This window comes from Hymenobacter aquaticus, assembly GCF_004765605.1.
Taxonomy (GTDB): Bacteria; Bacteroidota; Bacteroidia; order Cytophagales; family Hymenobacteraceae; genus Hymenobacter; species Hymenobacter aquaticus.
Genome location: NZ_SRLC01000001.1, coordinates 84,929 through 96,387, shown reverse-complemented (window position 1 = coordinate 96,387; position 11,459 = coordinate 84,929). Strand labels below are relative to the sequence as shown.

At 59.3% G+C, this 11,459-nt stretch carries 10 protein-coding genes; 9 read left to right on the top strand and 1 reads right to left on the bottom strand.

What is annotated here, in order from left to right; all coding sequences use genetic code 11:
• The first annotated feature begins 11 nt into the window (after positions 1–11).
• The 6 genes from menD to E5K00_RS00385 all read left to right on the top strand — a co-directional run bounded on the left by menD (position 12) and on the right by E5K00_RS00385 (position 6,664).
• Positions 12–1,910: a 2-succinyl-5-enolpyruvyl-6-hydroxy-3-cyclohexene-1-carboxylic-acid synthase gene (menD, locus tag E5K00_RS00410; protein ID WP_135460627.1), complete on the top strand. Its 1,899-nt coding sequence runs from the start codon at positions 12–14 to the stop codon at positions 1,908–1,910.
• 123 nt (positions 1,911–2,033) lie between these two features.
• Positions 2,034–2,858 (top strand): 1,4-dihydroxy-2-naphthoyl-CoA synthase, encoded by an 825-nt coding sequence (menB, locus tag E5K00_RS00405; protein ID WP_135460626.1) that lies wholly within the window; start codon positions 2,034–2,036, stop codon positions 2,856–2,858.
• A gap of 102 nt (positions 2,859–2,960) precedes the next feature.
• Positions 2,961–4,451 (top strand): P-loop ATPase, Sll1717 family, encoded by a 1,491-nt coding sequence (locus E5K00_RS00400; RefSeq protein WP_135460625.1) that lies wholly within the window; start codon positions 2,961–2,963, stop codon positions 4,449–4,451.
• A 182-nt stretch (positions 4,452–4,633) separates the two neighbouring features.
• Complete coding sequence (locus tag E5K00_RS00395) at positions 4,634–4,999, top strand: DUF6370 family protein (protein ID WP_135460624.1); 366 nt, start codon at positions 4,634–4,636, stop codon at positions 4,997–4,999.
• A 57-nt stretch (positions 5,000–5,056) separates the two neighbouring features.
• Positions 5,057–5,578: a hypothetical protein gene (locus E5K00_RS00390; protein ID WP_135460623.1), complete on the top strand. Its 522-nt coding sequence runs from the start codon at positions 5,057–5,059 to the stop codon at positions 5,576–5,578.
• A gap of 78 nt (positions 5,579–5,656) precedes the next feature.
• Complete coding sequence (locus E5K00_RS00385; protein WP_135460622.1) at positions 5,657–6,664, top strand: hypothetical protein; 1,008 nt, start codon at positions 5,657–5,659, stop codon at positions 6,662–6,664.
• A gap of 71 nt (positions 6,665–6,735) precedes the next feature.
• Here E5K00_RS00385 and E5K00_RS00380 read toward each other — a convergent pair whose 3' ends face one another.
• Positions 6,736–6,954 (bottom strand): hypothetical protein, encoded by a 219-nt coding sequence (locus tag E5K00_RS00380; RefSeq protein WP_135460621.1) that lies wholly within the window; start codon positions 6,952–6,954, stop codon positions 6,736–6,738.
• 163 nt (positions 6,955–7,117) lie between these two features.
• Here E5K00_RS00380 and E5K00_RS00375 point away from each other — a divergent pair, with 163 nt between their 5' ends.
• The 3 genes from E5K00_RS00375 to E5K00_RS00365 all read left to right on the top strand — a co-directional run bounded on the left by E5K00_RS00375 (position 7,118) and on the right by E5K00_RS00365 (position 11,434).
• Positions 7,118–7,828 (top strand): M949_RS01915 family surface polysaccharide biosynthesis protein, encoded by a 711-nt coding sequence (locus E5K00_RS00375; protein WP_135460620.1) that lies wholly within the window; start codon positions 7,118–7,120, stop codon positions 7,826–7,828.
• Between the two features lie 132 nt (positions 7,829–7,960).
• Positions 7,961–9,112, top strand: coding sequence for an AMP-binding protein (locus tag E5K00_RS00370; protein WP_135460619.1), 1,152 nt, complete (start codon positions 7,961–7,963; stop codon positions 9,110–9,112).
• A 138-nt stretch (positions 9,113–9,250) separates the two neighbouring features.
• The gene (locus E5K00_RS00365; protein WP_135460618.1) at positions 9,251–11,434 is read left to right on the top strand and encodes a dipeptidyl-peptidase 3 family protein; all 2,184 of its coding nucleotides are present in this window, start codon (positions 9,251–9,253) and stop codon (positions 11,432–11,434) included.
• Positions 11,435–11,459 lie beyond the last annotated feature (25 nt).

Sequence of the window (11,459 nt, the reverse complement as noted above, 5' to 3'; positions counted from 1 at the left end):
CCACTTCACCGATGCAGGCTGTTTATAATATTGCGGAAATCTGCGCGCAGATGGGCATTACGGACGTGGTGTTGTCGCCGGGCTCCCGGTGCGCGCCGCTCACCATTGCCTTTGCCCGCCACCCCGGCATCAGGGTGCGCACCGTGCCCGACGAGCGGGCCGCGGCCTTTATCGGGCTGGGGCTGGCTCAAAGCCAGAAGCGGGCCGTGGCGCTGGTATGCACCTCCGGCACGGCGGGCCTGAACTACGCGCCGGCCGTGGCCGAGGCCTATTTCCAACAGATTCCGCTGGTGGTGTTTACCGCCGACCGGCCCCCGGAGTGGATTGATCAGCTCGACGGGCAGACCATCCGGCAGGCCGATCTGTACGGGGTCCACGCCAAAGGCACCTTCTCGTTTCCGGCCGATACGACCCACCCCGACGCCAAGTGGCACTCGGCTCGCCTGGTGTCGGAAGCCATTAACCTGGCCCAGCAGTTTCCGGCCGGGCCCGTGCAGGTGAACGTGCCGCTGCGGGAGCCGTTCTACCCCAAAGCCGGGGAAGAGCTGCAGTTTGAAGCCGTGCGCGTCATCCGGGAGACGCCGGCCCGCCTGGCCCTGCCCGGCCCCGAGCTGGTGGCCCTGCGGCACGCGCTGCGCCAGACGCCCCGGGTGCTGGTAGTGGCCGGCCAGCACCACCCCGACGACGCGCTGCTGCTGGCCCTGCGCCGGTTTACGGCCGCCTACCAGGTGCCAGTCGTGGGCGACGTTATTTCCAACCTGCACCAGCCCGTGGGGGCCACCTACGACCTGCGCACGGCGCCACTCGGCAAGCAGGACGTGTTTATGGCCGTGCCCGAGCGGGGCCTGAAGGAAGCCCTGCGGCCCGACCTGCTGATTACCTTCGGCCAGTCCCTGATTTCCAAAGCCCTGAAGCTCTACCTGCGCGACTCGCGGCCGGCCCAGCACTGGCACGTGCAGGCGGCTGGCCCGGTGGCCGATACGTTTAAGTCCCTGACCCGCATCATTCGGCTGGAGCCGCTCACCTTTTTCGAGCAGCTGGTGGCTACCGACTACTCCCTGTTCGGCGGCCTGACGTCGGCGGAAGATACGGCGGCGGCGAAAGAAGCGGGTAAAACGGACAGTATAACAGGCACCGAAGCTGCTGAACCAGGTTCGATTCCAGGCGCGACCCCGCCGCGCCTGGTGTGGCCCACCAGCGGCTGGGCCCTGACGGAAGCCGACGCGGCGGCCAAAGCGGCGTATAGCACGCCCTGGCACAAAGCCGAAAGCTGGGCCCAGGATTTTCTGCACGACTTTTTGAGCCAGGAAGACCAGCCTTTCAACGAGTTTACGGCCTTTTACCACACCCTGCGCCACCTCCCGGACGGCACGGCCCTGCATCTGGCCAACAGCATGGCCGTGCGCTACGCCAACATTCTGGGCATTCCGGACAACCGCCGGGTGGAGGTGTTTGCTAACCGAGGCACCAGCGGCATCGACGGCTGCACCAGCACGGCCGTGGGTGCGGCCCTGGCCCGGCCCGAGCGGCCCGTGGTGCTGCTCACCGGCGACGTGGCGTTTTTCTACGACCGCAACGCCTTTTGGCAGAATTACCCCACGCCCAACCTGCGGGTAGTGCTCTTTAACAACCACGCGGGCGGCATTTTCCGGCTCATCGACGGGCCCCGCCAGCAGCCCGAGCTGGAGGAGCTATTCGAAACCCGCCAGCCCCTGACGGCCGAGAATACCGCCCGCGACTTCGGCATGCGCTATTTCACGGCCGACACCTTCCCCGAGCTGAAGTTGGCGCTATCCGCTTTCTTTGCACCCGTAAGTGGCGCGGCCCTGCTCGAAATAACCACCGACAGCGCTACCAACGCCGCTTTCTTTGAAGAATACCGAAAAGCAGTCCGAACTTCTTTCTCTTGAATAGTTCTGCGTACCTCAGCGTTTCCTCTGCGCTCCTCTGCGGGAACCCGTCGTTCAACGATATTTCCCGCAGAGGAGCGCAGAAGAAAACGCTGAGGTACGCAGTGGAAAACCCGAACAACTATGGCCGAACAAATTACCTGGACTCCGATTAAGGAGTTCCGCGAAATCCTCTTCACCTTCCACGAGGGTATCGCCAAAATCAGCATCAACCGCCCCCAGGTCCACAATGCCTTCACCCCGCTCACGGTGCAGGAAATGATTGAGGCCATGGACATCTGCCGCAACCGCACCGACATCGGCGTGGTGGTGCTCACCGGTGAAGGCGGCAAGGCCTTCTGCTCGGGCGGCGACCAGAGCGTGCGGGGCCACGGCGGCTACGTGGGCGAAGACACGGTACCGCGCCTGAACGTGCTGGACCTGCAGAAAATGATCCGCTCGATTCCGAAGCCCGTGGTGGCGATGGTGGCCGGCTGGGCCATTGGGGGCGGCCACGTGCTGCACGTGGTCTGCGACCTGAGCATCGCGGCCGACAACGCCCGCTTCGGCCAGACCGGCCCCAACGTGGGCTCGTTCGACGGCGGCTTCGGCGCTTCCTACCTGGCCCGGGTGGTAGGGCAGAAAAAGGCCCGCGAAATCTGGTTTCTCTGCGACCAGTACGACGCCCAGGAAGCCCTCGACATGGGCCTGGTGAACAAAGTGGTGCCGCTGGACAAGCTGGAGGAAACCACGGTGGCCTGGTGCAAGAAGATTCTGGAGAAAAGCCCTTTGGCGTTGCGCATGCTCAAGTCCTCGTTCAACGCGGAGCTCGACGGGCAGGCGGGTATTCAGGAGCTGGCCGGCAACGCCACGCTGCTGTATTACCTCTCCGAGGAAGCCAAGGAAGGCAAAAACGCCTTTATCGAGAAGCGCAAGCCCGACTTCTCGAAGTTCCCGAAATTTCCGTAGCGGCATATAGAACAGAACAGTCTACCCTTGGTGAGTAGGCTGTTCTGTTTTATAGTTATAAATACCTTTTTCTCCTGATTGTTTTTTTTAAACTAACCAATTATGACAGACATAAAGAATTGGCTCCCAGAATTTGAAGTTTCAGCAGAAACCGACACAGAACTACAAGAGTATTTCTTATTGACCCCCGAACTTGAAAAAATAGTAAACAGCAAGTATTGGCTGTTACTAGGAAGAAAAGGAACCGGCAAAACTGCAATTTACAAATATTTAGAAAGAGCTAAACCTATTGATATAAATAATAACATTGTTGTATCACTCAATTTCAAAGACTACCCATGGCCCGCCCATAAACTCTACAAAGAATCTATAGCAGGCGAGCTTAGCGCATATCAAAAAAGCTGGCGTTTTCTTTTTTTCGTTAAACTAATATCGAAGCTAATAGAAATAAAAGAAACCAACCGTGAAAAATTATCTAAAGAGTTAATATGGGCAAAAAAATATATAGATAAAATTTTTGGCAACCCAGACCCTACTATAATGGAAGTACTATTTTCCAAATTAGCTAGACTTAATAAACTAAGTTTACCTGGCATGGATATAGATGATGCCAGTTTCAATGTCGGTGAAGTATCATTCGACGAGGTTGCTGATAATAAGCAATTACAAACCACACTAAGATCCAACGCTTTTACTTTATTATCTTACTTTGAAACAATTTTTAAAAATAATGTTGAAAATAAAAAATTTCTTATAATTCTCGATCAATTGGACGAAAATTGGCTCAATGGTGAAATAGAAGAATATAGCAAAGTTTTAATAAATCTAATAAATGTTTGTCGCAACATAGCAATAGATGGTTCGTTAAAAAACAATCTAAAGGTTATACCCTTTTTGAGAACTGACATCTATGAAACATTAAGATTTAATGACAAAAATAAACTGTATCAAGATAGCGCAATTGTCATTTCATGGGACAATGACTCCCTAGATACTATGTTTTTTGAACGAATAAAAAAATACAAACCCAGTGATGTTACATTAGATACGACAAAAAAAAGCGACTCATTATTCGAAGCATCATTCGTTAGACAGGGCACTCCTCCATTTAAATATATAACTCGCAGGTCTTTTTTCAGACCAAGAGATGTCATCATATACTTCAACAATATTCGCAAACAGCATAAGGAAAATAAAACAGGACTATACACAACAAACGAACTTTACGACGCAGCATACGACGCCTCTGTAAGTGTATACAATGAAATTATAGACGAATGGGCAAACCAATTTCCAGAGATAGAAAGCCTGTTTTCCATATTGCAGACAATACAAGTAGAAACATTTACATATAATGAGTTCGAGAAAAAACACAGATCTGAGTTTACAAACTCTACTGAAGGAGATATAAGAAAACATCTGAATTTTCTCTTCGACAATTCTATTATTGGACAGAAGAAACAAGGTCGTTGGGAATACTTATCAAGTTTACCCAACTTGAAATTAAATATAGAAAAGCCTTTTAGAACACATCAGTCGCTCAAGTATCGGCTTCAACTAACTGAAAGCAGACCAGGACAAAATGAGGAATAAAACACGCTTAATTGAGCGCAAGCCCGACTTCTCGAAGTTCCCGAAGTTTCCGTAGCGGCAACTTATCCGCCGCTATTGCCAACGGCTCGTACCTTAGGGTGCGGGCCGTTTTTTTGTCGGGGACTTCCGCCGGCCTGGGTATCTTGCCGCTTATTGTTTCTCCCCGCCTTACTTGCCGCACCATGAAGCCGTTTTTCCTGCTGCTTTTTCTTGTTGCCACCCAACTGACGGCCCAAGCCCAAACCGCCAAGCCCGCCGTTAGCGCCGCACCGGAGCCTGATAAAGCCAAGCAAACGTTGCTGGTGGAGGCCTCCTGCGGGCAGTGCCGGCTGGGCCTGCCGGGTAAAGGCTGCGACCTGGCCGTGCGCTTGGCCGACGGCAAGGCCTACTTCGTGGATGGCACCACCATCGACTCGCACGGCGACGCGCACGCCAAAGATGGCTTCTGCCAGGCCATCCGGCAGGCGCAGGTGCAGGGCGCGGTGGTCGATGGCCGCTTCAAAGCCACGTATTTCCAGCTGCTGCCCGAAGCCGCCAAAAGCAAATAAGCCGGTGCCGCTTGGGGGCCACGGCCCTGATTCATTCTTATCGTTTGTCTCATTCTCATGGCTCAGTACCTCATTAAGTCGACCGACAAGCGCACGTTTACGCTGCTGGCCGGGGCCGCCGTGCGCGGGGAGCTGAAATACACTAAGTGGTTTTCTTTTAAGGCCGTGCTGGCGCTGGCCGAAGGCCCAACGTTCCGCATTGAGCCCCGGGGGCGGTGGGGTACCACCATTGAGGTGAAGAACGGGGAAAGCGTGGTGCTCAGCTTCCGGATGCACTGGGAGGGCAGTATCGTGCTGAAGTCGCGCCTGGGGGGAGAAAACCGGGCTTTCGTGCTAAAGAGCCAGGGGGTGGCCAAGACCCGGTACGTGCTGCTCGACAAAGACAAGCGGGAGCTGCTCGTTATTGAGCCCGATTATCAGTGGAACAAAACCAACCACGACTACACGGTCAGCAGCACCGAGCTGTTTGAGGCGTTGGCGGATAAGGACGCCCTGGTGCTGACCGCCATTCACTGCGCCAACTACTACATGACGATGATGTCGTCCCTGATGACGACCGTTATTGCCACGACCATCTAACGCCAGCTTTTTTCCTCCGGCTTCTTAGTTTCTTCCCGCGTGGCGCTCCGTGGCTTTTTTCCTTCTTTCTCCCTTCCGTTGAAGTCCGGCCTTGCGGCGGCGCTGCTCGTGCTAGTGGCGGCCGGCAGCCAGGCGCAGCAGCGGCCCGAGCTGCGGGTGCGGCGCCTCACCCTACCCCGGGAGCTGGCCGATCCGGACAACCAGTTTTCGGGCCTCTATATCGTGGATCAGCAGCTGCTTCTGCTGTCGGAAAGTCGGCTGCAGGACCGTGCCGAAGCCAAGCTCTACGGCCTGAAGCTGAGCGACCTGAGCCGCCAGCTCACGGATACGGCCTACGCGCTGCCCCACCGCACCTTCCCGATTCGCAACCTGGAAATTCTGCGCGGCAAAATCAACGGGCAACACCAGGTGTACGAAGGCCTGGAGGCCCTGACGATGGTGGGCAGCACGCTCTACCTGTCGGTGGAAACCACCACGCCGTCTACCAACTGCTACCTGCTGCGAGGCACGCTCACGGGCACCGCCGTGGTGCTGGACACAACCTTTCTGCAACCCATTCCCAAGCCCACGTTTGCCGACGGCACCCACGTCTACAACGCCGGCTTCGAGGCCCTGACCACCGACCGGGGCCGGCTGTTCGGTTTTTTCGAGTACAACTATTTCGCCGGCGGCAGCTACGCGTACCAGTTGCCGGTGAAGGGCGGCCCCGGGGCCGGCAAGGCCTTGCCCATCGAGCCGCTGCCGTTCCGCCTCACCGACATCACCCGCACCGGGCGGCGGCGCTTCACGGCCATCAACTACTTTTTCCAAGGCGGGGGCGAAGAAGCGGTGTACCGCACGCCCGACACCGACCCGGCCAATACGGGGCTCATCAAAAGCGGCACCACGTACCAAAGCTACTGCCGCCTGGTTACGCTTCGGCGGCGGGGCCGGCACTTCCGCTGGCAGCCCCTGGCCGACTTGCCCCCGCGCTACATGAATTACAACTGGGAAGGTATTGCGGCCTACCAAAACGGCTATTTCCTGCTCAACGACAAGTACACCCCGGCCCGGCCGTATTCGTCGGTGCTGCTGTACGTGCAGTAGGCAAACAGCAAGCCCGGCCGGGGCCCCCGTAAGCGGAGGACAAGGCCGGGCCAGGTGGTACGTTCAACAGTCTAAAATATTGAGGCGTAGGCGGCGCAGCCTTCCCACCAGCCGAAAAAGTTGCGCAGCCGCTCGTGCTTAGCCTGTTTCTTCCGCCGCTTGCGGGCTTTGCGGGCCGCTTCCGCCGCCAGGTCGGGCGCGGGGGCCGCCAGGTGGGTGCGCAAGGTGAGGTAGCGCCGAAACACAAAGGTGCGCGCTAGTGCAAACGAGGGCAAGCTGGTAGCAGACATGGCGACGGGGAGCTGGTAGGGAACCTAAGATAGACATTTATCGGCGTTAAAGTCAAGCCGCAGCGGGCGGGGGCGGCGGTAGTGCGCGCCCAATTCAGCAGCTTGCAGCTCCTTTCCGCGCCGGCTCCCGGACCGGGGTCCATTTATCTTCCGCCTGTTTCCCATGCTACGTACCGCCCTGTTTCTACTGCTGCTTTCAGCGTTTTCCGCGGCGCCCTGCGGGGCCCAAACCCCGCCCACCACCAGCGTGGTGCTGACCACCGGCCAGGCCCGGGCCCTGCTGCCCGACGCGGTGAAGCGGGAGCTGCGCATCACCTACCCGGTGTTCCGGGTGTACAAGTGCCCCGACAAAACCGGGCTTCGCTACTACGTCCTGACGGAAAGCCGCGACGTGGTAGCAGAGGGCAACGACACGCTCAACCGCCGCATCCAGGCCGTGGTGCTGACCGCCCCGGGCGGCAAGCTGACCCGCAGCTGGGAAGTCAACGACTTCGTGGACCAGGCCCGCGAGGAAAAGTCGATATGGTTCTGGACCAAGTACTGCGCTTTCCAGGACTACGACCGGGACGGGGAAATTGACCCTATACTGGTATACGGCACCTCGGCCGGGGACGATGAGGGCCGCATCAAGCTTATTCTGTATTACCGGGGCCGGAAAATAGCCCTGCGCCACCAAGCCGGCGTGCTGGATATTCAACGCTCCATTCAGGTGGAGAAGGCGTTTTACGCGCTGCCCGCGGCCATGCAGGCGGCGGTGCGCCACAAGCTGGCCCTGCTGGAGAAAGACAACCTGACCATCCTGCCCCACGGCTGGCCGGAAGCCATGCGCCGGAAAGCCACCGTTATCAACGACTCGTATTACTCCACCAAGTAGCCGCCGAACCGAAATTCATGTCGCTGAGTGTTAGCGCCAAACAAACTCCGGGAGCTTTCCGGCGGGAGCTTCGTATGCGGAAGTAGTTGTATTCCGTGAATCTTTGCCCTCCGCGCTTTCCCGTTTTTGCCCATGTCTGCTGCCTCCTCTACCCCGCTCCTGCCCGACTCCCTGCTGCTCAACGGCCGCGAATTTCGCTACGCCGACATCAAGCAGTACCCCGCAGGCAGCCCCGTCGACCTGAACGGCTACGAGGCCAAGGTGCTGGATTTCTGCCGGCAGTGGCTGAACGGGGCCCAGGAGTTTGGCCTGCGCACCTCCGGCTCCACCGGCAAGCCGCAGCTCGTGACGATGCGGCGGCGGCAGCTGGCGGCCTCGGCCCGCCGCACCGGCGACTACTTCGACCTGGGCCCCGGCGACCGGATGCTGGTGTGCTTGAACTGCGAGTTTGTGGGCGGCATGATGATGCTGGTGCGCGGCCTAGAGCTGAACCTGCACCTGACCATCGTGGAGCCCCACGCCGACCCGCTGGCCCTGGTGCCGCCCACGGCCGAGTTCGACTTCGCCTCCTTCGTGCCGTTGCAGATGCGCGAGGTGCTCACGCCGGCGTACCTGCCCCGGCTCAACCGCCTGAAAGCCATTCTGGTGGGCGGGGCCACGGTGGAAAGCAGCCTGGAAAAAGCCCTGCAGCCGCTGAAAGTGCCGGTGTACCTGACGTATGGCATGACCGAAACGGCCTCCCACATTGCCCTGCGTCGCCTCAACGGCCCCACGGCCACGCATACGTACCGCGCCCTGCCCGGCATCCACATCGGGCAGGACGGGCGCGGCTGCCTGACGGTGCGCGCCGACGTGACGGATGACCGCCTGATTACGACCAACGACCGGGTAACGCTGCTGGATGAGCACACCTTCGAGTGGCTGGGCCGCGCCGACTTCGTCATCAACTCCGGCGGGGTGAAAGTGCAGGCCGAGAAGGTGGAAAAAGTGCTGGAAGTGGCCTTGGTCGAGCTGAACCTGCCCACGCGCCGCGCCTTCGTGGCCGGCCGCCCCGATGCCCGCCTGGGCGAGCAGGTCACGGCTTTTCTGGAGGGCACGCCGCTGTCGGAGGCCCAGGCCGCGCGGCTGCTGGCGTTGCTGGCCGAGCGGCTGGAGCGCTACGAGCGGCCCCGGGAGCTGGTGTACGTGCCGCAGTTTCGCACCACGGCCTCGGGTAAGCTCGACCGGCTGAACACGCTGCGCGCCGCCACCGCCCCCCGGCGCCCCGACGAACCCCACCGCTAGGTTTGCGGCGGCCTCCGCTGAACCACCGGCCCCTGGCAGCCCGGCTTTTCGGCCCGGGCGTATTGCGCGCGGACCGGGCGTCTTAACTATGTGAAAAAAGACGTTGATTTGTACAACTTTCCATCCGCAATTTTCGCAATGAAGCGTACCCATATTTCGGTTGCAGCCCTGCTGCTGGCCGCTCAGTTGGGTGGTGGCTGCGCCAGCACCACGGCCACCACCGCCTCCACCACTTCTCCTGCTTCCGACACTGGCTCGGACCTCGCTAAGGTTACCACCCGCACGCTGGAAGCCTCTTCCGTCAGCACTTCCGACGCCCTGCTCGACAAGCCCGTGGCCGCCTTCCAGGTGGTCAGTGAGCAGTTTGCCGATTTGCGCGTGCTGCGCTACCAAGTGCCGGGCTTTGAGGAGCTGGCGCCCCAACAGAAAGAGCTGCTGTATTACCTCTACGAAGCCGCGCTCTGCGGCCGGGAAATTTCCTACGACCAGAACTACAAGCACAACCTGCGCGTGCGCCGCGCGCTGGAGGCCATCTGGCCCGCCAACCAGCAGCAGATTTCGAGCACCACCAACACCCAGCGCGTAGACGAGGCCAACAAGCTGAACATCTATACCAAGCGGGTGTGGTTCAGCAACGGCATTCACCACCACTACTCCACCCGCAAGTTCGTGCCCGAATGCTCGGCGGCCTACTTCGTCCAGCTGGTGAAAAGCGTGGACGCCGGCACCCTGCCCCTGGAAAAAGGCGAAACCGTGGACCAGTTCCTGGCCACCATCACCCCCATCATCTTCGACGCTAACCTGAACGCCAAGCGCGTCAATCAGGAAAAGGACGCCGACCTGGTGGCTACCTCGGCCAACAACTTCTACGAGGGCGTGACCCAGAAGGAAGCAGAGGACTTCTACGCCCAGAAAATCGACAAAAAGGACCAGCGGCCCGTTTCCTACGGCCTGAATTCGAAGCTCACCAAGGATGCCCAGGGCCAGATCGTGGAGCGCACTTGGAAGGTGGGCGGCATGTACGGCGAGGCCCTGACCCAGGTGGTGTACTGGCTGGGCAAGGCCGTGGACGTGGCCGAAAACCCCGAGCAGAAGCTGGCGTTGCAGCGCCTGGTGCAGTACTACACCACCGGCGACCTGAAAACCTGGGACGACTACAACATTGCCTGGGTGCGCGACACGAAGAGCCGCACCGACGTAGTGAACGGCTTTATCGAGGTGTACGGCGACCCGCTGGGCTACCGCGCCAGCTACGAGTCGGTGGTGTCGTTCAAGGATCTGGAGGCCACCAAGCGCATCAAGGCCATCGGCGACCAGGCCCAGTGGTTTGAGGACAACTCGCCGATTCTGCCCAAGCACAAGAAAAAGAACGTGGTGGGCATCACGGCCAAGGTGATTACCACGGTGGTGGAAAGCGGCGACGCGGCCCCGGCCACGCCCATCGGCATCAACCTGCCCAACGCCACCTGGATTCGCAAGGAGCACGGCTCCAAGTCGGTGAACCTGGGCAACATCGTGGACGCCTACGGCATGGCCGACGCCGGCGGCTCGCTCGACGAGTTTGCCTACTCCGACGAGGAAAAAGCCCGGGCCCGCAAGTTTGCCGGCCTGGCCGGTAAGCTCCACACCGACATGCACGAGGTCATCGGCCACGCCTCGGGCCAGATCAACCCCGGCGTGGGCACGCCCAAGGAAACCCTGAAAAGCTACGCCTCGGCCATCGAGGAAGGCCGCGCCGACCTGGTGGCCCTGTACTACCTGATGGACAACAAGCTGGTGCAGCTGGGCGTGGTGCCGAGCCTGGAAGTGGGCAAGGCCGAGTACGACAACTACATCCGCAACGGCCTGATGGGCCAGCTGGTGCGCCTGCCCCTGGGCGAAACCGTGGAGGAAGCCCACATGCGCAACCGCCAGATGGTGGCCAAATGGGCCTACGAGAAGGGCAAAAAGAACAACGTCATTGAGAAGGTGACCAAGAATGGCAAGACCTACTTCAAAATCAACGACTACCAGAAGCTGCGGGGCCTGTTTGGCCAGCTCCTGCGCGAGCTGCAGCGCCTGACCAGCGAGGGCGACTACGCGGCGGCCAAAAACCTGATTGAAACCTACGGCGTGAAGGTGGACCCGGTGCTGCACAAGGAAGTGCTGGCCCGCTACGAGAAGCTCAACATCGCGCCCTACGCCGGCTTTATCCAGCCCAAGCTGGTGCCGGTGGAGCAGGGCGGCAAAATCGTGGACGTGAAGGTGGAATATCCTTCCGATTTTGCCCAGCAAATGCTTGATTACGGCCGCAAGTACAAGTTTCTGCCCAACTACAACTAAGGTTTCAGCCCCGCCTCTTTTCCGA